The organism is Kitasatospora sp. cg17-2 (genome assembly GCF_054031055.1).
The window spans coordinates 2,447,118-2,471,832 of sequence record NZ_CM132923.1 but is presented as its reverse complement, the minus strand read 5'-3'; the positions used below and the strand labels follow the sequence as shown (position 1 = coordinate 2,471,832).

General features: G+C 74.0%; 20 protein-coding genes, 1 pseudogene and 1 riboswitch. Of the genes and pseudogenes, 15 read left to right on the top strand and 6 right to left on the bottom strand.

The window, feature by feature from the left end:
* Window positions 1–11 precede the first annotated feature (11 nt).
* Together ACW14Y_RS09715 and ACW14Y_RS09710 are read left to right on the top strand one after the other, a co-directional pair.
* Window positions 12–1,235 carry an MFS transporter gene (locus tag ACW14Y_RS09715; RefSeq protein WP_456986546.1) on the top strand — a complete coding sequence of 408 codons (1,224 nt, stop codon included), beginning with the start codon at window positions 12–14 and terminating at the stop codon, window positions 1,233–1,235.
* Between the two features lie 157 nt (window positions 1,236–1,392).
* Complete coding sequence (locus tag ACW14Y_RS09710) at window positions 1,393–2,706, top strand: UDP-glucose dehydrogenase family protein (protein ID WP_456986545.1); 1,314 nt, start codon at window positions 1,393–1,395, stop codon at window positions 2,704–2,706.
* Window positions 2,707–2,766: 60 nt separating this feature from the next.
* On the opposite strand, the gene ACW14Y_RS09705 is transcribed toward ACW14Y_RS09710, so the two are convergent.
* From ACW14Y_RS09705 to ACW14Y_RS09680, 6 genes are all read right to left on the bottom strand, one after another.
* Window positions 2,767–3,798, bottom strand: coding sequence for an ABC transporter substrate-binding protein (locus ACW14Y_RS09705; RefSeq protein WP_380308931.1), 1,032 nt, complete (start codon window positions 3,796–3,798; stop codon window positions 2,767–2,769).
* A gap of 72 nt (window positions 3,799–3,870) precedes the next feature.
* The gene (locus ACW14Y_RS09700; protein WP_380308943.1) at window positions 3,871–4,455 is read right to left on the bottom strand and encodes an ABC transporter permease; all 585 of its coding nucleotides are present in this window, start codon (window positions 4,453–4,455) and stop codon (window positions 3,871–3,873) included.
* A 371-nt stretch (window positions 4,456–4,826) separates the two neighbouring features.
* Window positions 4,827–6,071 carry an MFS transporter gene (locus tag ACW14Y_RS09695; RefSeq protein WP_456986544.1) on the bottom strand — a complete coding sequence of 415 codons (1,245 nt, stop codon included), beginning with the start codon at window positions 6,069–6,071 and terminating at the stop codon, window positions 4,827–4,829.
* Window positions 6,068–6,880, bottom strand: coding sequence for an LLM class F420-dependent oxidoreductase (locus tag ACW14Y_RS09690; RefSeq protein WP_380308927.1), 813 nt, complete (start codon window positions 6,878–6,880; stop codon window positions 6,068–6,070). The genes ACW14Y_RS09695 and ACW14Y_RS09690 overlap by 4 nt, the downstream gene beginning before the upstream one ends.
* A gap of 87 nt (window positions 6,881–6,967) precedes the next feature.
* The gene (locus ACW14Y_RS09685; protein WP_380308925.1) at window positions 6,968–7,987 is read right to left on the bottom strand and encodes a zinc-dependent alcohol dehydrogenase; all 1,020 of its coding nucleotides are present in this window, start codon (window positions 7,985–7,987) and stop codon (window positions 6,968–6,970) included.
* Between the two features lie 204 nt (window positions 7,988–8,191).
* A complete protein-coding gene (locus ACW14Y_RS09680) occupies window positions 8,192–8,767 on the bottom strand; it encodes a DUF402 domain-containing protein (protein WP_456986542.1) in 576 nt (191 codons plus the stop codon).
* Between the two features lie 465 nt (window positions 8,768–9,232).
* Window positions 9,233–9,363: riboswitch (FMN riboswitch) on the top strand.
* A gap of 148 nt (window positions 9,364–9,511) precedes the next feature.
* On the opposite strand from ACW14Y_RS09680, the pseudogene ribB reads away from it, so the two are divergent.
* The 13 genes and pseudogenes from ribB to argC form a co-directional block, all read left to right on the top strand.
* Window positions 9,512–10,187 (top strand): annotated as a pseudogene (gene ribB, locus ACW14Y_RS09675) (3,4-dihydroxy-2-butanone-4-phosphate synthase); the annotation flags it as partial.
* 239 nt (window positions 10,188–10,426) lie between these two features.
* Window positions 10,427–10,669, top strand: coding sequence for a phosphopantetheine-binding protein (locus ACW14Y_RS09670; RefSeq protein ID WP_380308922.1), 243 nt, complete (start codon window positions 10,427–10,429; stop codon window positions 10,667–10,669).
* A 3-nt stretch (window positions 10,670–10,672) separates the two neighbouring features.
* On the top strand, window positions 10,673–11,926 hold the full coding sequence (locus ACW14Y_RS09665) for an ATP-grasp domain-containing protein (protein WP_456986541.1): 1,254 nt from the start codon (window positions 10,673–10,675) through the stop codon (window positions 11,924–11,926).
* 114 nt (window positions 11,927–12,040) lie between these two features.
* Window positions 12,041–13,312, top strand: a complete 1,272-nt coding sequence (locus ACW14Y_RS09660) for an MFS transporter (protein ID WP_456986540.1) — start codon at window positions 12,041–12,043, stop codon at window positions 13,310–13,312.
* 9 nt (window positions 13,313–13,321) lie between these two features.
* A complete protein-coding gene (locus tag ACW14Y_RS09655; RefSeq protein WP_030398374.1) occupies window positions 13,322–14,188 on the top strand; it encodes an isocitrate lyase/phosphoenolpyruvate mutase family protein in 867 nt (288 codons plus the stop codon).
* Window positions 14,189–14,238: 50 nt separating this feature from the next.
* Window positions 14,239–15,057: a transketolase gene (locus tag ACW14Y_RS09650; protein ID WP_380383909.1), complete on the top strand. Its 819-nt coding sequence runs from the start codon at window positions 14,239–14,241 to the stop codon at window positions 15,055–15,057.
* Window positions 15,044–15,973, top strand: a complete 930-nt coding sequence (locus tag ACW14Y_RS09645; RefSeq protein ID WP_340633250.1) for a transketolase family protein — start codon at window positions 15,044–15,046, stop codon at window positions 15,971–15,973. The genes ACW14Y_RS09650 and ACW14Y_RS09645 overlap by 14 nt, the downstream gene beginning before the upstream one ends.
* On the top strand, window positions 15,961–17,742 hold the full coding sequence (locus tag ACW14Y_RS09640; RefSeq protein ID WP_380301241.1) for a thiamine pyrophosphate-binding protein: 1,782 nt from the start codon (window positions 15,961–15,963) through the stop codon (window positions 17,740–17,742). The genes ACW14Y_RS09645 and ACW14Y_RS09640 overlap by 13 nt, the downstream gene beginning before the upstream one ends.
* Window positions 17,735–19,039, top strand: a complete 1,305-nt coding sequence (locus ACW14Y_RS09635; RefSeq protein WP_456986539.1) for a condensation domain-containing protein — start codon at window positions 17,735–17,737, stop codon at window positions 19,037–19,039. Before ACW14Y_RS09640 ends, ACW14Y_RS09635 begins: the two co-directional genes overlap by 8 nt.
* Window positions 19,036–20,007, top strand: a complete 972-nt coding sequence (locus tag ACW14Y_RS09630; RefSeq protein WP_380301237.1) for a phytanoyl-CoA dioxygenase family protein — start codon at window positions 19,036–19,038, stop codon at window positions 20,005–20,007. The genes ACW14Y_RS09635 and ACW14Y_RS09630 overlap by 4 nt, the downstream gene beginning before the upstream one ends.
* The gene (locus tag ACW14Y_RS09625) at window positions 19,994–22,606 is read left to right on the top strand and encodes an amino acid adenylation domain-containing protein (protein WP_456986538.1); all 2,613 of its coding nucleotides are present in this window, start codon (window positions 19,994–19,996) and stop codon (window positions 22,604–22,606) included. The genes ACW14Y_RS09630 and ACW14Y_RS09625 overlap by 14 nt, the downstream gene beginning before the upstream one ends.
* The gene (locus tag ACW14Y_RS09620; RefSeq protein ID WP_456986537.1) at window positions 22,600–23,625 is read left to right on the top strand and encodes a zinc-dependent alcohol dehydrogenase; all 1,026 of its coding nucleotides are present in this window, start codon (window positions 22,600–22,602) and stop codon (window positions 23,623–23,625) included. The genes ACW14Y_RS09625 and ACW14Y_RS09620 overlap by 7 nt, the downstream gene beginning before the upstream one ends.
* A complete protein-coding gene (gene argC, locus ACW14Y_RS09615; protein WP_380301231.1) occupies window positions 23,622–24,713 on the top strand; it encodes an N-acetyl-gamma-glutamyl-phosphate reductase in 1,092 nt (363 codons plus the stop codon). The genes ACW14Y_RS09620 and argC overlap by 4 nt, the downstream gene beginning before the upstream one ends.
* Window positions 24,714–24,715 lie beyond the last annotated feature (2 nt).

Below are 24,715 nucleotides of genomic sequence, written 5' to 3'. Positions count from 1 at the left end.
GAAGGAGCCCCATGGCCGCGACCCTGGCCGCGCCGCCCGCCCCGCCCGCCCGCCTGTGGACCCGCAACTTCGGGTTCTACTTCACCGCCCGCACCATGGCGGTGCTGGGCGACACCATGATTCCCGTCGCGACGGCCGTGGCGATGCTCTCGCTCGGCTTCGGGGTGGGCGCCGTCGGCGTCGCGCTGGGCGCCTGGATGGGGGCGTTCGCCCTGTTCGTGGTGTTCGGCGGGGTGTTCGCCGACCGCTTCCACCCCCGGCCGCAGATGATCGCCGCCGACGGGGCGCGCTTCGCGATCCAGGCCGGACTCGCGCTCGGCCTCTGGCTCGGCCACCCGGCGCTGTGGCTGCTGGTCCTCGCCTCGGTGCTCGGCGGGCTCGCCACCGCGATGTTCCAGCCGGGCCTGACCAGCCTGGTCCCGCAGGTCGCCACCGACCCGCAGCAGGCCAACGGCGTGCTCCGGGTCAGCCAGGGTGTCGCCACCATGGCGGGCCCGGCCATCGCCGGCACCCTGGTCGCCGTGGTGTCCCCGGCGTCGGTCTTCGCCGCGACGGCGGTCGTCTTCGTGGTCAGCGGGCTCTGCCTGACGGCCCTGCGGCTGCCGTACGTCGAGCCCGACCGCAGTGCCTCCACCCTGCAGAACCTGCGCGAGGGCTGGACGGAGTTCCGCTCCCGCTCCTGGCTGTGGTCGGTGATCCTGATCTGGTGGGTCCTCGGCGTCGCGGTCTGGGGCCCGATCACCCCGGTCGGCGCGGTCTCCATCATCGACGCCCACGGCAAGGCTGCCTTCGGCTGGGCGGAGAGCGCCTTCGGCGTCGGCTGCGTGCTCGGCGGCCTGGTCGCGATCCGGCTGCGCCCGGCCCGTCCGCTGTTCGGCGGGGCGGTGGCGATGCTGCTCTTCCCGCTGATGCCGCTGTCCGCCGCGCTGGTGCCGCCGGTACCGCTGCTGATGGCGGGCTACCTGGTCAGCGGCGTCGGGTGGGCGTTCTGGGGCGTCCAGTGGGCGACCTCGGTCCAGACCCGGATACCCGAGGACAAGCTCAACCGGGTCGCGGCATACGAGATCGCCGGATCCATCCTGGCCGTCCCGCTCGGCCAGGCCGTCGCCGGTCCGGTCAGCGGGCTGGTCGGTGTGCACCGGCTGCTGTTCCTCGGCGCCCTGGTCGGACTGGGCTGCGCCCTCGCCCTGCTCGTCGTCCGGCCCGTCCGCCGGCTGACCCGGGCCGTCGACTGACCCGGGCCGTCGACTGACCCAGCCCCACGCCCCCGGGCGGCCGACCCCGGCCGAAGCCCCCGCCGTCGGCCGACCCCGTCCGCCGCCCCCTCCGTCGGCCGGCCTCCCTGCCCCGTCCGGCAACGCCCCGCACCCCACCAACGACAGGAGACCGACCGTGCGCCACCGTCTGACGGTGATCGGCAGCGGCTACCTCGGCATCACCCACGCCGCCTGCATGGCCGAACTCGGCCACGAGGTCCTCGGACTGGACATCGACGAGGACCGGGTCCGCTCCCTCAACCAGGGTGAACTGCCCATCCACGAGCAGGGGTTGGGGGAACTGCTGCGCCGCAACCTGGCCGCCGGGCGGCTGCGCTTCGGCACCGACCCGAAGGAGGCCGCCGCCTTCGGCGACCTGCACTTCCTCTGCCTCGGCACGCCCCAGCGCAAGGACTCGGGGGCCGCCGACCTCTCCCAACTCGACGCCGCCGTGGCCGCGTTGGCCCCACATCTGGACCGGCCCTGCCTGGTCGTCGGCAAGTCCACCGTCCCGGTCGGCACGGCCGAGCGGCTGGCCGCCCGGCTCACCGCGCTGGCGCCCGCCGGGGAGGCCGCCGAACTCGCCTGGAACCCGGAGTTCCTGCGGGAGGGCCACGCGGTGGAGGACACCCTGGCGCCCGACCGGATCGTGCTCGGGGTGCGCCCCGGCCGGGCCGAGGGCCTGCTGCGCGACCTGTACGGGCCGCTGGGCGACATCCCGACCGTGGTCACCGACTACGCCACCGCCGAGCTGGTCAAGACCGCCGCGAACGCCTTCCTGGCGACCAAGATCTCGTACATCAACGCGATCGCCGAGGTGTGCGAGGCGGCCGGAGCCGACGTGGTGCGGCTGGCCGAGGCGCTGGGCCACGACGAGCGGATCGGCCGGCGCTTCCTCGCCGCCGGACTCGGCTTCGGCGGCGGCTGCCTGCCCAAGGACATCCGGGCCTTCGTCGCCCGCGCCGAGGAGTTGGGCACCGGCGAGTCCCTGGAGTTCCTGCGGCAGGTGGACGCGATCAACCTGCGCCGCCGCACCCGCGCCGTCGACCACGCCCGGGAGCTGGTGGCCGGCTCCTTCAGCGGCCGGAAGGTCGCCGTGCTCGGCGCCGCCTTCAAGCCCGAGTCGGACGACATCCGCGACTCGCCCGCGCTCGACGTCGCGGCGGCGGTCGCGCGCGAGGGCGGGCAGGTCTCGGTGTACGACCCGGCGGCCCTGGACAACGCGCGCAAGGCCTTCCCCGACCTGGCCTACGCCGCCTCCGCGGCGGAGGCCGCGCGCGGGGCCGAGGTGGTGCTGCTGCTGACCGAGTGGCGCGAGTTCGTCGAGCTCGACCCGGTGGCCCTGGGCCGGGAGGTCGCCGTCCGGGCCGTCGTCGACGGCCGCAACGTGCTGGACCCGGCGGCCTGGCGCGCGGCCGGCTGGACGTACCGCTCCCTCGGCCGCCGCTGACCGGGGACCGGGGTGGGGGCCGGACCCGGCCGGCCCCCACGGTGCCCGATCGCTCCCGACCTACGGGAGGTACTCGTTGCTGAACGCCTCGGCCGGGGTGGTCGGCTTCTCGATCAGGCCCTGCTCCTGCATGAACGCGGCCATCCGGTCCCAGGTGGCCGGGTCGTTGAGGCCCGGCTTGCCGGTTGCGGGCGCCTGCATCAGCGGGGTGGTCGCGCGCAGGACGGCGAGGGCGGAGTCCTGCTGCTTCTGGTCGTTCATGCCCGGGATGTAGGTCTTGCTGATCGTCACCGCCTCCTCGGGGTGGTCGACGGTGTACTGCACGCCGCGCAGCGTGGCCGCCACGAACTTGCGCACGTCGTCGCCGCGCTTGTCCAGGGTGGCCCTGGTGGCGCCGAGGCCGGCCGCGACCAGGGGCAGGGCCGAGGCGTCGCCGGTGCCCTCGACGGGGCGGACGGCCAGGCCGGCCTGCTGGAACTGCACGGCGTCGTTGTTGAGGTAGCCCATCACGGCGTCGACCTTCTTGCCGACCAGGGCGGCCTGCTGGGTGAAGCCGATGTGCTGGACGTCGACGTCCTTGGTGGTCAGTCCGCCGGCCTTCAGCTGGGCCAGCAGGCCGAAGTAGGTCTCGCCGTACGGGCCGGGGGTGCCGACGCTGTGGCCGCGCAGGTCCGCGATCGTGCGGATCGGGGAGTCCTGCGGTACCAGCATCGCCACCGGGTAGGTGTGGTAGAGGGTGGCGATGTCCACCACCGGCACGTCCTTGGCCCGGGCCTGGAGCATCTCGTCGCCGCCGGCGTAGACCACGTCCTCCTGGCCGGCGGTCATGGCGCCGAACAGGTCGTCGGTGAAGCTGTGGTGACGAAGCGTCACCTTGAGCCCGGCCTCCTTGTAGAAGCCCTTGCTCTCCGCCACGTAGAAGGGCGCGAACTGGATGTTCGGGATGTAGGTGAGGCCGACGGTGACGGCGCCGCCGGACTTGCCGTCCGAGGACTTGGCGGCGGTCGGGTCGGAGGCGCAGGCCGAGAGCGTGGCGCTGCCCGCGAGGAGGAGGGCGAGCGCCCCGGCGGCGCGGGCGGTGGTCTTGGGCATGCGACAGTCCTTGTTCAGAGGGATTCCGACGGGAACAGGGGCGGGAGGCGGAGCGGCCGGAGGAGCCGGTGCTCAGCGGTCCACGGTCAGCTCGACCAGCCGGACGCTGCCGTAGGTGGCGGCGGCCAGCAGGGTGAGGGTGAGCAGCGAGACGAACAGGCCGGTGGAGTTCGCCTGCCCGCGCTGGACGGCCAGCAGTTGGCCGAGGCCCTCGCCGCCCATCACGAACTCGCCGACCACCGCGCCGGTGATGGAGAGCGTGCACCCGGTGCGCACCCCGGCGAGGATGCTGGGCAGCGCCAGCGGGAACTCGATGTGGCGCAGCATGCCCCACCGGCCGACTCCGTCGACCCGGGCGGCGTTGAGCACGTCGCGGTCGAGTTCGCGCAGGCCGAGCATGGTGTTGACCAGCATCGGGAAGAAGACCAGCAGCGCGCAGAGGATGGCGATCGGCAGCAGCCCGTAGCCGATCCACAGGGCCAGCAGCGGTGCGAGTGCCACCGCGGGGACGGCCTGGGAGGCGGCGAGGTAGGGCTGCAGGGCGCGGGCGGCGACGGTGCTGCGGGCCATCAGGTAGCCGAGCGGCAGGGCCGCCGCGATGCCGAGGCCGCTGCCGGCGGCGCTCTCCACGACGGTCTGCCAGGTGTAGCCGAGCAGTCCGCCGTCGGTGATGGCGTCGACGAAGGCCTGGCCGACGGTGCCGGGGGAGGGCAGGAAGAACGCCGAGACGGCCTTGGTCCGGGTGACGAGGTCCCAGGTGCCCACCAGCACCAGGCCGAACACCAGCGGCGGCAGTACCGTCGCCAGCCGGCCGGTGGCGCGTGCGGACCGGCCGGCCGCGGACCGGCCGGTGGTGGCGGTGGCGGTCGCATCGGCCCGGGGCACCGGGGCGGCGGCCGGTGCCGGAGGTGTCCGGTGGGCGGTCTTCGGCTCTGACACGGAAGCTCCGTTCGTCTCCCCGTAGGCAGGGTGGGTGGTTCTGACGCAGGGCTGCGGCCGGCTCGGTGCGTTCCTCATCGGGCCGCTCCTCATCGAGCGGCTCGGTGCAGCAGGAGGGTGACGGCCAGGACCGCCGCGGCGCCCGCGGCGAGCGCGAGCCAGCCCGTGCCGGTGCCGGTGGCCGTCACGACCGCGATGCCCAGCGGTGGCCCGACGGCCGTCCCCGTGCTCCAGGCCAGCGAGGACAGTGCACTGCCCCGGCCGAGCGAGGCGGGGCCCGAGAACCGTACCAGCAGCGGAAAGAACGCCGAGGAGTAGGCGATCTCGCCGATCGCGAAGAGCGCGGCGAAGGCGGCCAGCAGGGCGGTCCTGGCCGTGCCGTCGGTGGCCGTCGCGAGGGCGCCCGCGCCGAACGCGGCGCACCACAGCAGGGGCGCCGCGATCAGGGCGGCCTCCTCGGCCAGCCCTTCGAGGCGCCGGGCGACGGGGTGCTGGAGCAGCAGCAGGACGAGGGCGTTGCCGGCGGTGACCGCGCTGACGCCGGCCAGGCCGATGCCCATGCCGTGGTGCAGCAGCAGTGGGACGGTCGCCTCGATCTGGGTGAAGCCGGCGGTCGCGAAGAGCGCCTGGGCGAGCATCAGCAGGGCGATCGGACGGCTGCGCAGCAGCGTCCGGTAGCCCGGCGGGTCCGGTTCCCGGTCCGCGGCGTCGCCGTCGGGTGCGGCGGGCGCGGCGGGTGCGGCCCGGCGGCGCCGGTGGACCAGCAGGAACAGCACGGCGAGCGGCACCGAGGCGGCGGCCGCCGCCTCGTACAGCCAGGGCAGGGTGCCCGCCGGGCGGCCGGCGGCGAGCAGCAGCCCGCCGCCGGTGGCGCCCAGGCCCATGCCCGCGTTGGTCATCACATGGCGCAGCACGAAGGCACGGCGCTGCCCCGCGGCCGGCACCAGGGCGGTGACCACCCCGGTGATGGCCGCGTACTGCAGGCCGTAACCGACTCCCGCGAGCAGGCCGGAGGCGGTCACGGGCAGGCTGCCGCCCGCGGCGCCGAGCAGCGCGTAGGAGAGGACCAGCGAGGTGGTGCCGACCGCGCCGACCGCCGCCGCGCTGCCCCGGTCGGCCCGGGGGCCGCCGAGGACCGCGGCGGCGCACCCGGCGGCCGCCATCGCCACGAAGTAGGTGCCGGCGCCGGTGCCGCCCAGCCCCAGTCGGTCGCTGATGTAGATGCTGGTCAGCGGGAAGACCAGGCCGATGCCGGCGCTGGACGCCAGCAGGGCGGCCATCAGGCCGTGGAACCCGGTGCCGGGACGCCCGTCCGGCTGCCCGGCACCGCTCATCGGGCGGCCAGGCCGTCGCGCAGGGCGAGCAGTTCGCGGACCGGGGCGAGGTCGAACGGGCCGGGGACGGAGACGATGATCTCGGTGGCGCCGGCCGCCGCGAACGCCTCGGCCAGGCCGGTCTGCGGGGCGTCGATCATCACGGTGCGGCCGATCTCGCGCGGGTCGCGGCCGACCTTGTCGCACCAGTCGTCGAGCAGGCCGCTGCGGCGGGCGAACTCGGCGACCGGGTCGGTGGAGTCCCAGCCGTACCAGTTCCACAGGTCGGCGTAGCGGGCCACGGCCTGGAGGGTGCGCTTCTCGCCGCCGCCGCCGATGAGGATCGGCAGCGGGCCGACGGGCGCGGGGTTGAGCCGGGTCAGCCGGTCGCGGATCGCGGTGACGGCTTCCTCGAAGGCGTCGATCCGGCCGCCGGGGCCGGGGAAGGGGTAGCCGTACTCGCGGTGCTCCTGCTCGAACCAGCCGGCGCCGACGCCGAGCACCAGGCGGCCGCCGCTGAGCAGGTCGACGGTGCGGGCCTGGTCGGCGAGCAGGTGGGGGTTGCGGTAGGCGGTGCAGGTCACCAGGGAGCCGATGGTGGCGCGGCTGGTCTCGACGGCCATCGCGGCCAGCAGCGACCAGCACTCGTAGTGGCGGCCGTTGAGGTCGCCGGTCTGCGGCATGAAGTGGTCCCAGGTCCACAGCGAGTCGACGCCGAGGTCGTCGGCGGCGCGCCAGGCGGCCCGCAGGTCGGCCAGGTCGCAGTGCTGGGGGTGGAGCTGGGCGCCGATCCGCAGGGTGGGGCGGGTGGCGGCGGGGGTGGTGCTCATGGGGGTCTCCTGGTGGTGCGGGTGCGGGTGGGTGTCCGGCGCCTGGCGGGCGTCCGACGGGGTGTCAGGAGGGGGTGGGGGTGCGGGTCAGCGGGGCTCGACGAAGACCCGGAAGACCGGCGAACCGGAGCTCTCGGTCAACGCCTTGTCCGTGTCCGCCAGTTCGTGGCGGGAGGTGACCAGCGGGGCCAGTCCTTCGGCGAGCGCTCCGCCGCGCAGCAGGGCGGCGGCGGCACGCCAGTCGGCGGGCTCCTGGCTGTAGGAGCCGGTCACGGTGAGCTGGCGGCGGTGCACCTCGTAGCCGGGAAGGACGGCGTCGGGGGTGTCGTGGGAGCCGCCGAAGAGGACCAGCCGGGCGCCGTCGGCCGCGGCGCGGAAGCCGGCGGCGATCGCCTCGCGGGAGGCGATGGTGACGAACACCACGTCGGCCTTGGGGAGTTCGTCGATCTCCTCGGGCGTCACGGCGTGGTCGGCGCCGGCCGCCAGGGCCGCGCCGCGGCGGGCCTCGTCGGTCTCGATCACGGTGACCGAGCGGGCCTGGTGGTGCCGGGCGAGCAGCAGGTGCAGCCGGCCCATGAAGCCGCCGCCGATCACCGCGACCCGGTCTCCGGGCCGGAAGGAGCCGCGCCGGAACGAGTGCACCACGCAGGCCAGCGGCTCGCCCATGGCGGCGTGCAGCGGGTCGGCGTCGCCGACCGGCCAGGCGTGGGCGGCCGGCACCCGGACGTACTCGGCGAGGCCGGCGCCCATGCTGATGCTGCCGTCCGGCAGCAGGCTGCCCTGCGGCGAGGCGCAGATGGCGCTGTTGCCGGAGCGGCAGTGGCGGCAGGTGCCGCAGCGGGTCAGCAGGTCCACGGTGACCAGGTCGCCGACGGCGGGGGCGTCCTCCAGCGCGGCGGCGCGCGCGCCGACCTGCTCGACACGGCCGGAGACCTCGTGGCCGGCGGCCACGGGGTAGACGGGCATGGCGCCGGTGTAGAGCTTGGCCTCCATGGTGCACAGGCCGCAGGCGGCGATCCGGACGAGCACGTCGTCCTCGCCGATCTCGGGGCGCGGGGTCTCGCGGATCTCGACGGAGCCGGGGGAGGTCACCAGGGCTATGCGCATCGGTCGTTCCTTTCGCGGTGCTGTGGTGCTGCGGTGCTGTGCAGCGGTGTGGGCTGCTGCGGGTGCGGACTGCCGCGCCGCGCGCCGCCACGGCACCGGGGTGCCGCGGTGCGGTGGCGCCGCGCTGTCGCGCTGCCGGGGCACGGGTGGTGCCCCGACGGGTCCGGGCGGTCGGGTGGACCGTCGGACGGCAGGGGGGTCGGCTCAGGCCGGGGGAGGGGGAGCGGTCCACGACGCGGCGGGCCGCCAGTGCGTCCACCGCTCGGTCCACCAGGTGTCGCCCCGGTCGATCCGGGCGGCGAGCCCGGCGGCCTCGGCGCGGACGGCGGCGGCCTGTTCGGGGGTGAATCCGCCGGTGCGGGCGCGCTCCTCGAAGGCCTCGACGTCCTTCCAGCGGTACGGGCCGCCGTCGGCCGGGATCCAGAGGTCGAGTTCGTGGTCGAGGGTGTCGACGCCCTCGGCGGTGATCCGGTAGGGGTCCTGGAAGTTGACGTACCAGCCGGAGAGTTCGTCGGTCGCGGGGTCGCGGAAGGCCCAGACGGCGTGGGCCTCGCCGGGGCGCTGCAGCTGCAGGACGCCGGGGCTGCGCCAGCGGTCGGCGACGGTGCTCCAGCCGTGCGGGCCCCAGCTGAACTCGCCCTCGCCGAAGGAGAGTCGGGTGTCGTGGGCCAGGTACACGGCGAGCAGGTCGGGTTCGTGGACGACGACCCGGACGGGGTAGCTCAGCCAGACCCGTCCGTCGAGGATCTCCCGGCGCAGGACGACCTGACCCGGCGTCAACCGTGCGGGTTCCGGCGGTAACGGGCCGGGTCCGGCCGCGGGCAGGGCTGTGCCGGGACCGGTCGCGGACCCGGCGGTGCCCCGGCCGGTCGCGTCGCCGGCGGGCACGGCGGAGCGCCTCGGACCCCTCGAAGGATCGTGCATGAACGTCTTGCCCCCGTTTCGCAATGCCGCCCCCAGGAACGCGGGCAGCGGAACCCCGGCCCCCGCCGGGGTGCCGAACGCCCGCCCCTCGGACCCCTTCCCCAGTGGTTCGACGCAGGTCGAACGGGGGTCGCTACTCGTGGGTAGGCATCGGCGGTCCGGATCTTAAGCACGCCCGGAGAGCCTTGGCAATGCCCGCCGAACGGCGGGGTCGGGAACCCCCGATCGGCGGTGTGATGCAGCCCACGGCTCGACCCGTTGGCCGACGTCTTGTCAAGATCGCGGCAAGTGTGCGAGGTTGACGAGCGTTGTTCAAGACGTTTGCGCACTCCGGGGTCGGTGAAATTCCGAACCGGCGGTCACAGTCCGCGACCCGTCCGCCGCCAGCGGTCGGTTGACCAGGTGAAATTCCTGGACCGACGGTTAAAGTCCGGAAGGGAGGCAGTGCGCGGCGAGCAGGTTTTTCCGACGGCCGGGGGGATTCCCTGTCGGCCGGTCGGTCGCGGGCCGATTCCGCCGGAATGCGGTCGAAGGCCGTCCCTGCCCGCCCATGCTCCAGCAGCCCCGGAAGTCCGCGCCCCGAGCGCGAGGAGAGTTCCGATGGGCCACACCACGGGCACGACCACCGCCGACGCGACTCCGTACGCGGTCGGCGACACCGAGCAGCCGTTCGACTCCGTCGAGTACGCGGTCGCGCAGATCGCGGCCGGCCGGGCGGTCGTCGTCGTCGACGACGAGAGCCGGGAGAACGAGGGCGACCTCCTCTTCGCCGCCGAGCTCGCCACCACCGAACTGGTCGCCTTCGCCATGACCGAATGCCGCGGACTGCTCTGCGCCCCGATGACCGGCGCCGACCTCGACCGGCTGGAACTGGACCAGATGGTCCGCGACAACACCGAGCACCACCGCACCGCCTTCACCGTCTCGGTCGACGCCGCGGCCGGCATCAGCACCGGCATCTCGGCGGCCGACCGGGCGCTCACCCTGCGGCTGCTGGCCGAGCCGGGCACCCGCCCGGCCGAGCTGGTGCGCCCGGGCCACGTCTTCCCGCTGCGGGCCGTCGACGGCGGCGCGCCGGCGCCCCGGCCACACCGAGGCCGGGGTGGACCTGTGCCGACTGGCCGGGCTGCGTCCGGCGGCGGCGATCTGCGAGATCGCGCTGGCCGACGGCTCCATGGCCCGGCTGCCGGAGCTGCGCGGATTCGCGCGCCGGCACGGCCTGGCGCTGATCTCCATCGCCGACCTGGTCGAGTACCTGCGCACCGCGGGCGGCACGTCGGCCGGAGCGACGCGGACGCCGGTCGCGGCGGTCGCCGGCTGATCCGGCCGGGAAACCGGCCGCGGCGGGGGGCGGTTCCGCCCGGAATTCCATTTCCGGGGCGGTGCCGTGATTCGCCCTGCCCGCAGGAATTCCGGTGCCGGCTCGTTAACCCACTGTTTTCCCGGAATTGACAGTTCCGCAATCCTGCTCCAATAATCGATTCACGGATGCACGCCGACGGGGAGAGGCCTGGTATGTCCGACATCAGTACCACCGAAAAACTCAAAAGCATTTGGGAAGAAGTCCTCGGTACACCGGTCGACGACCTGGACGCCGATTTCTTCGACCTCGGCGGGGATTCCCTGCTGGCCCTCGCGATTTCCACCCGGGCCATCGAGTCCGGTCTGGACATGCCCCGGTCGGCCGTGCTGCGCCGCAGCACCCTCCGGCAGCTCGCCGAGGCCGTCGAGGACCCCCGACTCTTCGATCGCGCCTGAGCGATGGCCGTCGTCGTCGTCTACGACCGGGGCTCGGCCTCGCCGCGCGAGGTGATCGCCCTGGGGCGCACGGCCCCGGTGCTGGTCGCGCTGGCCGACTCCGAGCACGCCCGGCAGGTCGGACCGCTGTTCGAGGAGAACTGCGCGGGCGTCGTCACGCTGGCCGAGGGTGACGAGGCCGTCGTCGCCCGGCTGCGCGAGCACGGCGCCGAGGGCATCCTGACCTTCAGCGAACGGATGCTCGCCGACACCGCCCGGCTCGCCGCACTGCTCGGCCTGCCGTTCAACACCCCCGAGACCGTCAGGGTGTTGACCGACAAGGCGGCGCAGCGCCGACGGCTGCGGGAGGCCGGGGTGGACAGTGTGCGCAGCGCGCTGCTCACCGACGCCGACGGCTGGCGCGCCGCGCTGGCCGAGGTGGGCCTGCCCGCCGTGGTCAAGCCGGTCCGCGGGGAGGGCAGCCGGAACACCGTCCTGGTGACGGACCCGGACCGGGGCGCCGCCGTGGTCGAGGAGTTCCTGCGCACCGAACCGGCGCTGGTGGTCGAGGAGTTCCTGCGGGGCGCGGACTGCGCGCCGTTCGGGGACTACGTGTCGGTGGAGAGCGCCGCCACGCCCGCCGGGATCCGTCACCTCGCCGTGACCGGCAAGCTGCCGCTGGCGCCGCCGTTCCGGGAGTCGGGGCAGTTCTGGCCCTCGCAGCTGGCCCCCGAGTCGGAGGCCGAGGTGGTCGACCTGGCCGACCGGGCGCTCCGGGCGCTCGGGGTCACCCACGGTCTGGTGCACACCGAGATCAAGCTGACGGCCGCCGGGCCCCGGCTGATCGAGGTCAACGGCCGCCTCGGCGGCGACCAGACCGATCTGGCCGGACGGTCCGTCGGGCTCGATCTCGTCGCCCTGGCAGGCGAGTTGGCGCTCGGGCGGGACGTCGGACCGGATCCGGTCCGCCCGGAGCGGGTGCACTTCCAGTACTACACCCCCGGCCCCACCTCGGGCGGCCGGCTGATCCGGGTCGACGGCCAGGCCGCGGTCCGGGCGCTGCCCGGGGTCGACTCCTACCGGCTCTCGGTCCGGCCCGGCACCGAGCTGGCCGCCGGGACCGCTACCACCCTGCTCGACATGCTGTGCGGCTCGGCCGCCGACCACCGGGGCATGACCGCCCTGGTGGAGCAGGCGGTCGCGCTGCTGGCGTACGAGTTCGTCGTCGACGGCCGCCCCGTGACGCGCACCGCCCGGGACCTGCTCGACCACGTCTGAGGCGTCCCGTCCGCGGGCGCCGCGGTGGACCGTCGGTGCCGCACCGGACCGACGTGATCCGAAAGACGCGCCCTGGACGCGCCCGACTCCGCGAACCACCCCCCTGGATGACTCATGCCTACCATCGGCTCGGCCGCCGCCGGGTTCCTCAAGGAACTCGTCCCGGCGCCCGGGGCCGAGCGCCGCATGGGTGTGCTCACGCTCACCCAGTCGCTCGGCACCGGCCTCTTCCTGACCTCCAGTGCCATCTTCTTCACCAGGACTGTCGGACTGTCCGCCGAGAGCGTCTCGGTGGCCATGTCGGCGGCCGGACTGTGCGGGTTCCTCGCCACCGTTCCGGGCGGGCGGGTCGCCGACCGGTTCGGCGCGCGCCGGCCGCTGGCGGCCAGTTACGGTCTGCTCGCGGTGCTGTTCGTCGGCTACGCCTTCGTCTCGGGCGTGGCCGCGTTCACGGCCGTGGCCTGCGCGATCGCGGTGTGCGAGACTGTCGGCAGCCCGCTGCGCGCGGCCCTGACCCACGCCCTGTTCGGCTCCGCCCGCTCCGCGGGTGTCCGGGCGAGGATGCGCAGCCTGTTCAACCTCGGCTTCACGGCCGGCGCCGGTCTGGCCGGGGCCGCCCTGGCGACGGATTCCCGGATCGCCTTCCTGATCGTGATCGCGGTCAACGTCGCTCTCCAACTGCTGTGTGCCATCATGGCGTTGGGCCTGAAGCCGGACGGACCCGAGGTGGTCCCGGCCACCGCGGGGCGCTCCTGGGAGGCCTTCCGGGACCGCCGGTTCCTGCTGGCCACCGTGCTCTCCGGGATCCTGGAGCTGTTCCAGCCGGTGCTCGCGGTGGGCGTGCCGCTGTGGATCGTCGACCGCACCGACGCCCCGGGCGCCCTGGTGGCGGCCCTGACGGTGGTCAACACCGTTCTGGTGGTGCTGCTCCAGGTCGCCGCGGGCAAGGGCTCGGACACCGTGTCCGGCTCCGGCCGGCTGCTGCTGCGGGCGGGTCTGCTGATGGCGCTGGCCTGCTGCCTGTTCGCCGGGTCCGGCGCCGCCGACACCTCGCTCGCCGTCGTCCTGCTGTTCGCCGGCACGGTCCTGATGACCCTGGGCGAACTCGCCCAGTCCGCCGGCGGCTGGGGGCTGTCCTTCACCCTGCCGCCCGAGGGCCGGATGGGCGAGTACCAGGGCGTGTTCGGGCTCGGCCGCGGGCTCCAGCAGTTCTTCGGGCCCGCCCTGGTGGTCATGCTGCCGCTCGGCATGGGCGCCGCGGGCTGGCTGCTGCTGGCCGGGCTGTTCGTGGTCTGCGGCCTGATCGCCCTGTGGGCCTTCGTCCGGGACGCCCCGCCGGCCGGCGTGTCCGACGAACCGTCAAATGAACCATCACCCCAGACGTAGGAGCACCACGTGAGTCCCACCCCCCACAGCTACCCCTCCTTCCGCAGCGTCCTCGCGGACCACCCGCTGGTCCGGATCGCCGGCGCGCACTCGGCGCTCGGCGGCGTCATCGCCGAGCAGGTCGGCTTCCAGGCCGTCTGGGCCTCCAGCTTCGAGATCTCCGCCGCCCGCTGTCTGCCCGACGCCAGCCTGCTCAGCATGAGCGAGTACCTGGACGCGGCCGCGCACATCCAGAAGGCGCTGTCCGTCCCGGTGGTCGCCGACTGCGACACCGGCTTCGGCAACAGCATGAACGTGGCGTACATGGTGGCCGAGTACGAGCAGGCCGGCATCACCGCCGTGTGCATGGAGGACAAGATCTTCCCGAAGATGAACAGCTTCGCGGCGGCCGACCACAGCCTGCTCGACGTCAACGCCTTCGCCCACAAGATCGAGACGGCCAAGAAGTCGCAGCGCAGCGAGGACTTCTTCGTCATCGCCCGCACCGAGGCGATGATCAGCGGGCTGGGCGTCGACGAGGCGCTCAAGCGCTGCGCGGTCTACGCCGACGCCGGTGCCGACGCCGTCCTGGTCCACTCCAAGCAGGCCACCAAGGACGAGGTGCTGTCCTTCCTCGACCAGTGGGACGACCGCCTGCCGGTCGTCGTGGTGCCCACCACCTACCCCGACTGGCACGCCGACGAGGCCCGCGCGGCCGGCGTCTCCGCCGTCATCTACGCCAACCAGGGCCTGCGCGCCACCATCACCTCCCTGCGGTCCGCCCTCGGCTCGATCTACGAGACCGGGCACTCGGCCCACCTGGAGGACAGCATCGCCGGGGTCAAGGACGTCTTCGCGCTCCAGCGCCTGGACCAGTGGCAGGAGTTCACGGCCTGACGGCCGGAACGACCCCGACCACGACCCCGACCCACCGAAAGGAACAGGACTTGTCGTCGCAAGACGTGGCGCTGGTGCGCCGCCGGGCGGCACGCGCCCGGGCACTCGCGCTGACCACGGTCAGCACCGCCGGGACCGGCCACATCGGGGCGGACCTCTCCGCCATGGACATCCTCTGCGCGCTCCACTTCGGCGTGCTGCGCGGCGGCCCGGACGATCCGGACCGGGACCGCTTCATCCTCAGCAAGGCCCACGCCTCGGCCGCCATGTACAGCGTGCTCGCGCTCCGGGGCATCCTGCCCGAGGAGGAGCTCGCGACCTACGGCGCGGCGGACTCGCGGCTGAGCACGGTGGTCTCCACCCGGGTGCCGGGCATCGAGTTCAACACCGGCTCGCTCGGCCACGGCCTCTCGCTCGGCGTCGGCGCGGCCCTCGCCGCCCGGGTCCAGGGCTCCGGCCGCCGGACCTTCGTGCTCACCGGCGACGGCGAGCTCCAGGAGGGCAGCAACTGGGAGGCCGCGATGCTGGCCGCCTCGCGGGGGCTGGAGAACCTGGTCGTGATCGTCGACCGCAACCTCGCCCAGAAGGGCGCCAGCACCGAGGACATCAACGCCCTGGAGCCGCTGGACGAGAAGTGGCGCTCCTTCGGCTGGGCCGTGCGCGTCGTCGACGGCCACGACGTCGAGGAGCTGCTGACCGTCCTCGGCTCCGCGCCGCTGGAGCCGGGCCGGCCGACCTGCCTGATCGCCTCCACGGTCAAGGGCAAGGGCGTCTCCTTCATGGAGCGCAACCTCGAATGGCACAGCCGCCGACTGACCCCCGACCTTCTCGACCAGGCACTCCGGGAGCTTGAGCATGGCACCGACTGACTGCGCCGCCGCCTTCTCGGCGGCCCTGCTCGAACTGGCGCGCGCCGACGAGCGGATCTGCATCGTCAACAACGACTCGGCCGAGACCCACTCGGCGCTCGGCTTCCAGGCCGAACTGCCCGACCGCTTCGTCGACGTCGGCATCGCCGAGCAGAACCTCGTCGGCGTGTCGATCGGCCTGGCCAACGCGGGCCTGCGCCCGTTCGTCTACTCGGCCTCCTGCTTCCTGACCGCCCGGGCGCTGGAGCAGATCAAGAACGCCGCCTACACCAACGCCAACGTGGTGTTCTGCGGCTTCGTCAGCGGCCTCGCCTACGGCGCGCTCGGCGGCACCCACCACGCCGTCGAGGACCTCGCCTGGATGCGGTCGATCCCGCGGATGACCGTCCTGGCGCCGGCCACCCCGAACGACACCGTGGCCGCCCTGCGCGAGGCGATGACCCACGACGGCCCGGTCTACATCCGGATCGTCAGCAAGCTGGACACGCCCGAGCTGTTCCCGGCCGACCACACCTTCGCGTACGGCGGCTCGGTGCAGCTGCGCGAGGGCGAGGACGTCACCCTGGTCGGCACCGGCCTGCTCACCACCCGCCTGGTCGAGGCCGCCGAGCTGCTCGCGGCCGACGGCGTCCGGGCGGGCGTCCTGCACCTGGGCTCGGTCCAGCCGATCGACGCGGAGGCGATCGGACGGGCCGCGCGCCGGAGCGGACGGCTGGTGGTCGCCGAGGACCACGTGCTCAACGGCGGCCTCGGCGGCGCGGTCGCGGAGACCGTCGTCCGCACCCACCCGGTGCCCGTGCTGCAGCTCGGCGTGCCGAACGAGTACGCGCCGATCGGCCCGGCCGAGTTCCTGTACGAGCACTTCGGCCTGACGGCGCAGGGCGTGGCGAAGCGGGTGGCGCAGTGGCTGGCCTGACCGTCACCGTGGCCGACTACACGGCCCGCTACCTGCACGCGCTGGGCGTGCGCACCTGCTACAGCCTCTCCGGCACCGGCTCCATCCACCTCGACCAGGCCTTCAGCCAGCAGCCCGGCCTGGTGACCATCTGCGCCCGGCACGAGACCGCGGCGGCGCTGATGGCCACCGGTGCGGCCAAGCTGACCGGCGAGCTCGGGGTGGCGCTGGTGACCAGCGGCCCGGGCGCCGTCAACGCGCTGGCCGGACTGGTCGACGCCTACGCCGACGGCGTGCCCGTGCTGGTGGTCTCCGGCCAGGTCGAGACCCGGCACATGGAGGAGGGCGTGCGCTCCTTCGGCGTCCAGGGCTTCGGCGTGGTGCACAGCGCCCGCAGCATGACCAAGTACTCCGCGGTGGTGGAGCGCCCCGGCGACATCCGCCGCCACCTGGACGAGGCCGTCCGGCACGCGCTGGAGGGCCGCCCGGGACCGGTCTGGCTGGACATCCCGCTGGACGTCCAGGCCGCGCTGGTCGACCCGGACACCCTGGAGGGGGCCGAGCCGCCCGCCGCCGAACCGCGTGGCTCCGGCGCCCGGCAGACCGCCCGGCAGCTGATGACCATGCTGCGCTCCGCCGAGCGCCCGCTGATCGTCGCCGGCCAGGGCGTCCGGCAGGCCGACGCCGTGTTGGCGTTCCGGGCCATGGTGGCGAAGCTGCGGATCCCGGTGGTCACCTCCCGGCTGGGCACCGACCTGCTGCCGTACGACTCGGAGTTCTGCTTCGGTCAGGGCGGCATCCGCGGCCGGCTCTACCCGGGGCTGATCATGGGCCGCTCGGACCTGGTGATCTCGTTCGGCTCCAGCCTGTCCACCGCCTTCGTCGGCGAGGACGCGGACGCCTTCGACCCGGACGCCACCGTCGTCGCGGTCGACATCGACCCCTCGCAGCTGACCAAGAAGGGCGTCCGGGTGGACTTCCCGGTCTGCATGGACGTCGGCCGGCTGGTCGAGGCGCTCCAGGAGGAGGCGGCCGAACCCGCCGCCCCCGCCCACGAGGCCTGGCTCGCCGAGTGCGCCGCGCTCAAGGCCGCCCACCCCACCGTCGGCGAGCAGCGGCCGGACGGCCCGATCAACTCCTACCGGTTCGTCGACCGGCTGGAGGCGCAGACCGGCCCCGGCCACGTCTTCGTGGTCGACACCGGCAGCGCCTACTACGTCACCGGCCAGACCCTGGAGTTCACCGCCTCCCAGCGGGAGATCACCTCGGCCGCCTTCCTCAACATGGGCGCGGCCGTGCCGATGGCGGTCGGCGCGGCCTTCGCCCGGCCGGACGCCCAGGTGCTGGTGATCGTCGGCGACGGCGCGATCGAGCTCAACATCCAGGAGCTCGCCACCATCAGCCAGTACGGGCTGGGCATCAAGGTGTTCGTGCTGAACAACGGCGGCTACGCCTCGATCCGCGAGTCGCAGGCCGCGCTGGTCGGCGGACCGGAGCTGGAGGAGCCCGAGACCCTGGACTTCTCCGCCGTCGCCACCGCGTTCCGGCTGCCGTACCGCACGCTGCGGCACACCGGCACGCTGGACGCCGACATCGCCACCGTGCTGGCCGAGGACGGTCCGGCGCTGGTCGAGGTGATCTGCGACCCGGCGCAGCTGCTGCTGCGTCCGCTGCGGGCCGACGGCGGACGCCGGGCCCACGACGGCGCCTCGATGGTCCGGGCCGACGGGCCGGACGGGCTCCCGGCCCTCACCGACCTGGTCCGGGAGCGGGAGCTGAACCATGCGTGAGACCCTGCGGGCCTCCTGGAACCACCGGCACCGGCTCGGCCAGACCCGGGAGGACGCCGAGCGGGGCGTGTTCAACCCGCACCACAGCACCCTGCCGCTGGTCCTGCACGGCCCCCTCGACACGGGCGCGCTGAACCGCGCCTGGCACGCCGTGCAGCGCCGCCACCCGGCCCTGCTCAGCGGCTTCGACGCGGACCGGGCGCTGTGGCACGTCGGCGCCGCCGAGCCGCAGGACCTCCGGCGGCTGCCCGCCGGGGCGGACGAGGAGGCCGACCGGACCGCGGTCCGCGAGGCCGTCATCGAGCCCTTCGACCTGGTGAACGGCCCGGTCGCCCGGCTGGTGGTGCTGCCGCGCTCGCCGCAGGAGACGTACTTCGCGCTCGTCACCGAGCACATGGTGAGCGACGGCTGGTCGCTGAACGCCCTGATCCGGGACCTCGCCGTGCTCTACGGGCAGGAGGTGGGCGCGGCGGTGCCGCCGCTGCCGCCGGTCGAGCTGCCCTTCCAGGAGTTCGTCCGCCGGCAGAACCTCGCCGTCGACTCGCCGGCCGGGCGCGCCGCGCTCGCCCGGCTGGCCGCCCGGCTGGACGGCGTCGGCGCGATCCCGGCGATGCCGGTCGAGGGGTTCAGCGGCGCGACCGGCATCCGCTACGAGGAGAACGAGGACTTCGTCCGCCGCCTGCCGGGCGAGCTGTGCCGCGACCTCGCCGCCGCGGCCCGCCCGCTGCGGATGACCGGCCTGAACCTCATGCACGCCGCACTGCACCGGGCGCTGTACGAGCGCTCGGGCCGCCCGGTGGTCGCCACCACGCTGTCCACCGCCAACCGGGAACTGCCCGGACTCACCCACACCGTGGGCTGGTTCGCCAGCAAGACGGTGCTGGCCAGCGAGCCCGGCCTGCACCCCGACCCGGTCGGGTACCTGTGGCACTTCCGCGAGCGGATCCTGACCACCCTGGACGACAGCGACCTGCCGTGGCCCGCGCTGATCGACCTGATGGACCCGAGCGCGCTCGGCCGCCAGGCCACCGTCCCGTACGTCACCTTCAACGCCCGGCCGCTCGGCATGCGCCGCAGCGTCGGCGAGATCGAGATCCCCGGCGTGCGGACCGCGCCGCTGCGGATCTCCAACGGCTGGCACGACGCCGCGATCGCGACCTTCTGGGACGAGGACGAGGACGGCGTCACCGTGAACGTCATGTTCAAGACCGACTGGTACACCGCCCCCGACGTCCTGGCCCTGTGGGACGCCGTGGAGGCCCGGCTGCACCGGTGGGCCGAGGAGCTGCGCCCGTGACCGGCGCGACCGCGCCCACCAACCCGCCGACGAGGGAGAACACCATGCAGGACACCGGCATGCACATCGCGACCGTCCGCGAGTCGACCGTCGAGACCACCGTCGAACGCGACTGGACGCCGCTCACCGACGAGCAGTTCGAGAGCTACGAGCAGAACGGCTACCTCCACCTCAAGGGCCTGTTCAGCCCCGAGGAGGTGGAGCGCGGCCTCGCCGTCATCGACGGGGTGGTCGCCGACGGCGCGCGGACCATCGAGAACCACGCCAGCTTCACCGACCGCGCCCACACCGTCCGGGTCCGCGACGCGGTGGCCCGCACCGCCGGCATGGACTACTTCCTCGACCACCCGAAGCTGGTCGGCCCGCTGATGTCGCTGCTCGCCGGCAGCGTCCAGCTGCTCGGCACCGAGATCTTCGTCCGCTCGCTCCAGGACGAGGCGCTGGAGTACTGGCACACCGACGGCGGCGAGTACCTGCAGCAGCTGCGGCTCGTCCACGGCAGCCCGAGCCTGCAGATCAAGGCGCAGGTGTTCTTCACCGACACCACGAAGTCCGACAGCGGCAACTTCCTGCTCGTCCCCGGCAGTCACCGCAGGGTGCCGACCGACCGGACGGCGCTCTGCTACATCGAGGAGCTCGACGAGCCGCTGCGCCAGGGGGTGCTGCCCGACGACGCCCTGGAGGTCAAGGCCGCGCCCGGCGACGTGCTGATCTTCCCGTACTCGCTGTGGCACGCGGTGGCGCCCAACAAGGTCCAGGAGCGCAAGACCTTCATCCTGCGCTACGGGCACCTGTGGCACCGTCCGCACGACTACGTCCAGCAGCCGGCCGAGGTGCTGGAGCGGATGTCGCCGCGGCTGCGCCGGATGTTCGGCGACTTCGGCGACCAGGTCCACCCCACCGACTACTACAAGCCGGTCGACCAGGGTGACGTGATGGCGGTCGGTGGCAACCGTGCAGCTGTCTGACCCCGCTGACCTGTCCGGCCCGGTCGCCGGCGCCCGGTCGCTGCCGGAGCTGTTCGCCCGCGTCGCCGCCGTGCGCGGCGACGCGGCGGCGGTGGCCGGCGGCGGCGAGCAACTCGGCTACGCCGAGCTCGACCGGCGGGCCGGGGCCCTCGCCGCCCGGCTGACCGCCGCCGGCCTGGGCCGCGGCGACCTGGTGGGCGTGCTCCTGGAGCGCTCGCACCGGGCGCCCGCCTGGATCCTCGGCATCCTGGAGTCCGGGGCGGCGTACGTGCCGCTCGACCCGTCGTACCCGGCCGAGCGGCTCCGGTTCATGGCCGCCGACGCCGGTCTCGCGGCTCTGGTCGGCGACCCCGACCGGGCCGCGGCCTGCGGGCTGGACGCGCTGCCCGTGATCGACCCGGAGGCCGTCGCGGCCGAGCCGGCCCGACCCGCCGAGGCCGGTGGGCCCGTCGCGGCCGCGCCCGGTCCGGAGGACCCGGCGTACGTGATCTACACCTCCGGCTCCACCGGCGTGCCCAAGGGCTGCGTGGTCACCCACGGCAACGTCCTGGAGCTGCTGCGGGCCACCCTGCCGCTGTTCGAGCTCGGCCCCGACGACCGCTGGACGCTCTTCCACTCCGCCTCCTTCGACTTCTCGGTCTGGGAGCTGTGGGGCGCCTGGGCGACCGGGGCGACCGCCGTCCCGGTGCCCGCCGCCACGGCGCAGGCCCCGGAGGACTTCCTGCGGCTGCTGGCGGACGAGCGGATCACGGTGCTCAACCAGGTCCCGTCCGCCTTCCGCCACCTGGCCCGGGAGTACACCGACTCGGGCTCCCCGGCGACCGCGCTGCGGTACGTGGTCTTCGGCGGCGAGAGCGTCGACCTCGACGTGGTGCGCGGCTTCCTCGCCGCCGCGGCCGCCGCACCCGGTCCGGCGCCCGTCGTGGTCAACATGTACGGCATCACCGAGATCACCGTGCACGCCACCCACCTGGTGCTCACCCCGGAGCAGCTGGCCGGCGACACCGCTTCGCCGATCGGCCGCCCGCTGCCCCATCTGGCGATCGAACTGCGCGACGACGCCCTCCGGTCGGTCCCGGACGGCGAGGTGGGCGAGATGTGGGTGGCCGGGTCCGGGGTCGCCGACGGCTACCTGAACCGGCCCGAACTCACCGCCGAGCGCTTCCGCACCCTCGACGGCCGCCGGATGTACCGCACCGGCGACCTCGCCCGCCGGCTGCCCGACGGCGGGCTCGCCTACCTCGGCCGCAACGACCAGCAGGTCAAGCTCCGCGGCCACCGGGTCGAACTCGGCGAGGTCGAGGCCGGTCTGCGGGCCGCCCCGCAGGTCCGCGACGCGGCCGCGCTGGTCGTCCGGGACGACGCGGGCAACGAACTGCTGACCGCGCTGGTGGTCCCGGCCGGACCGGGGGAGGCGGACGTCGCCGCCCTGCGGCGGTTCGCCCGCGCCACCATGCCCGCGCAGTTGGTCCCCAACCGGTTCCACCCGGTGGCGGAGCTGCCGCTCACCTCCTCCGGCAAGCTCGACCGGAAGGCGCTGGCCGGGCTGGTGCCGAAGGCCGCGGCGCCGAAGGCCGGTGCGTCGCGGGAAGGGGCGCCGGGGGAAGGGGCACCGGGGGAAGGGGCAGCGCGGGAAGGGGCAGCGCGGGAAGGCGAGCCGCGAGCCCGTGTCCTGGTGCTCGACCCGATCGACCCGGGGGCACTGGACGAGCTGCGGCGGCAGCACGACGTCACCGTGGCGCTGCGCCCGCCCGTCGACGAACTGCTCCGGCTGGTGCGCGACCAGGAGGTGATCGTGCTCCGCAGCGGGGTGCGCCTGGACGCTCCCGTGATCGCGGCGGCCGACCGGCTCAAGGTGATCGCCCGGGCGGGTTCCGGGATCGACAACATCGACGTCGCGGCGGCCCGGGCGGCCGGCGTGACGGTCTTCAACATCCCCGCCGTCTCCGCCCCGGCCGTCGCCGAGCTGGCCCTCGGGCTGATGCTCACGGTGGGGCGCCACCTGGCGCTCGCCGACCGCCAGGTGCGGTCCGGGATCTGGAACAAGGCCGCGCTCTCCGGGGTCGAACTCGGCGGCAAGACCCTGGGGTTGGTCGGCTACGGCCGGATCGGCTCCCGGATCGCGGCGCTCGGCCGCGCCCTCGGCATGCGGGTCCTGGTCGACGTGGCCCGTCCCGACGCCGACCGCCGGCACGAACTCGAGCGCCTCGACTACGAGTTGGCGCCGCTGAAGACACTGCTGCCGGCCGCCGACGTGGTCTGCCTGGCCGTCCCGCTGACCGACCGGACGCACCACCTGATCGACGCCGCCGCGCTGGCCGCGATGAAGCCGACCAGCCTGCTGGTCAATGTCTCCCGCGGCCTGGTCGTCGACGAGGACGCGCTGTACGAGGCGCTCGCCGAGGGCCGGATCGGCGGCGCCGGGCTCGACGTGGTGGCCGAGGAGGGCCGCCCGAACCGGCTCCACGAACTGGACAACGTGGTGATCACCCCGCACATCGGCGCGATGTCGGTGGACTCGCAGGTCCGGATCGGCCGCATCCTGGTCGACTCGGTGGCCGCCGCCCTGGCCGGCCGGGAGGTGCCCAACCAGTGCTGACGACACGTCAGAACACCATGGAGAGCGCGGTGCTGGCCGACTACGGGCGGATCGAGCACCGCCGTACCCCGCTGCCGCCGGTCGCCCCCGGCGAGCTGCTGGTCCGGGTGCTCGCCACCGGCATCTGCGGCTCCGACCTCGCCACCTACCGCGGCGCCCATCCGTACAAGACCGCGCCGACCGTGCTCGGCCACGAACTGTGCGGCACCGTCGTCACCCCGGCCGGCGGGTTCGCGGAGGGCGAGCTGGTGTGCGCCGCCGCCTACGCGCACTGCGGCGACTGCCCGATGTGCGCCCGGGGGCGCACCAACCTGTGCGGTGCCAAGGCCAACCTGTGCCACCTCGGCTGGGACGGCTCCTTCGCGCAGTACGTGACGCTGCGGCCCGCCATGACCTACCGCCTGCCCGTCGGCACCGATCCGGAACTCGGGGCGCTGGTCGAGCCGTTGTCGATCGCCCACCACGCCGTCGCCCTGGCCGGCCCGGCGGACGGGCGGGCCGTGCGGATCATCGGCGCGGGCAACATCGGCCTCGGCTGCCTGCTCGCCGCCAAACGGCTCGGCTTCGGCACCGTCGTCTGCTCCGACCTCGGCCCGGACAAGGGCCGCCGCGCCGAGGCCCTCGGCGCCGACGGCTACCTCGACGTACTGGCCGGCGGGGTCGGTCCCGGCCCGGCCGCACCGGAGGTCGACCTGGTGCTCGTCGCCGCCGGCCACCCGGGCGCGGTGGACGAGGCGGTCCGGGCGGTGCGGCCCGGCGGCACCGTGGTCGTGGTCAGCTTCTTCGACCGCCCGCCCGCCGTCGCGGTCAACGCCCTGGTCGGCAAGGAGGTCCGGGTGATCGGCTCCTCGCTGTCCACCGCCGAGGACTTCCACGCCGTCATCGGCTGGCTGGCCGAGGGCAGCGTCGACCCGAGGCCCATGGTCACCCACCGCTTCGGCCTCGCCGAGACCGGCGCCGCGCTGGCGCTGATGGCGGCCGGAGAACCGGCCACCGGAAAGATCATCATCACCCCGTGAGGACACGCATGACGCTCACCATCGGCATCGTCGGCGGCACCGGGCACGCGGGCGGCGAACTCTGCCGCCTGCTGCTGAACCACCCCGGCGTCGGTACCATCCTGCCCACCGCCCGCGGCGGCGAGGACCTCGAACGGGTCCACCCCAACCTGCTCGGCAGCGGGCTCGCCTTCACCACCGTCGAGCAACTGCGCGAGCGGGCCGGCGAACTCGACGCGGTGTTCTTCTGCACCCCCTCGGGCGAGGCGATGCGCTCCGCGCCGTACTTCCTGGAGCGCGGCGTCAAGGTGGTCGACGTCAGCGCCGACTTCCGGTTCGCCGACGCCGACCGCTACCGCGAGGTCTACGGCGAGGAGCACGCCAGCCCGCAGCTGCTGCCGGAGGCCGTCTACGGCGTCACCGAGCTGTACCGGGACCGGGTCGCCGCGGCCCGGCTGGTGGCCAACCCCGGCTGCTACGCCATCACCACCGTGCTCGGCCTCGCCCCGCTGCTGCGCTCCGGTCTCGCCGACCTGGACACCGCGATCCACCTCGCCGCCGTCAACGGCACCTCCGGCGCGGGCAACAAGCCGAAGACCGAGATCATGCACGCCGAGGCCTTCGCCTCGATGCTGCCGTACAGCCTGGAGGGGCACCGGCACGCGCCCGAGCTGGAGACGCAGCTCGCCCCGCTGGCCGGCCGCGCGCCCGTCGTCGACATGACCACCGCCCACGGCAACTTCGTCCGCGGCATCTACATCCAGGCCAGCGTCGCCGTCCGGGCGGAGGCCCGGGCCGGCCTCGACCGCGCCGCCCTGCTCGACCTCTACCGCGAGCACTACGCCGACGAGCACTTCGTGCGCGTCAACACCTTCGCCAAGCAGGGGAAGCTGAACGCCAAGGAGTACGGCGTCTACCCGAGCCTCACCTCGGTCGCCGGCTCCAACTTCTGCCACATCGGGGTGGACTACGACCCGGTGCGCGGCTTCGCCAAGGTCGTCGCGGTGACCGACAACCTGGTCAAGGGGGCGGCCGGTTCGGCGATCCAGAACATGAACCTGATGTTCGGCCTGGACGAGCGCGCCGGCCTCGGGCACTACGGCCTGTGACC

What these genes read in the sequence shown, in the direction of transcription:
- ACW14Y_RS09715 (WP_456986546.1), top strand. Translation starts at nt 12, where the DNA reads ATGGCCGCGACCCTGGCCGCGCCGCCCGCCCCGCCCGCCCGCCTGTGG.
- ACW14Y_RS09705 (WP_380308931.1), bottom strand. Translation starts at nt 3,798, where the DNA reads ATGCCCAAGACCACCGCCCGCGCCGCCGGGGCGCTCGCCCTCCTCCTC.
- ACW14Y_RS09695 (WP_456986544.1), bottom strand. Translation starts at nt 6,071, where the DNA reads ATGAGCGGTGCCGGGCAGCCGGACGGGCGTCCCGGCACCGGGTTCCAC.
- ACW14Y_RS09690 (WP_380308927.1), bottom strand. Translation starts at nt 6,880, where the DNA reads ATGAGCACCACCCCCGCCGCCACCCGCCCCACCCTGCGGATCGGCGCC.
- ACW14Y_RS09685 (WP_380308925.1), bottom strand. Translation starts at nt 7,987, where the DNA reads ATGCGCATAGCCCTGGTGACCTCCCCCGGCTCCGTCGAGATCCGCGAG.
- ACW14Y_RS09670 (WP_380308922.1), top strand. Translation starts at nt 10,427, where the DNA reads ATGTCCGACATCAGTACCACCGAAAAACTCAAAAGCATTTGGGAAGAA.
- ACW14Y_RS09665 (WP_456986541.1), top strand. Translation starts at nt 10,673, where the DNA reads ATGGCCGTCGTCGTCGTCTACGACCGGGGCTCGGCCTCGCCGCGCGAG.
- ACW14Y_RS09660 (WP_456986540.1), top strand. Translation starts at nt 12,041, where the DNA reads ATGCCTACCATCGGCTCGGCCGCCGCCGGGTTCCTCAAGGAACTCGTC.
- ACW14Y_RS09645 (WP_340633250.1), top strand. Translation starts at nt 15,044, where the DNA reads ATGGCACCGACTGACTGCGCCGCCGCCTTCTCGGCGGCCCTGCTCGAA.
- ACW14Y_RS09635 (WP_456986539.1), top strand. Translation starts at nt 17,735, where the DNA reads ATGCGTGAGACCCTGCGGGCCTCCTGGAACCACCGGCACCGGCTCGGC.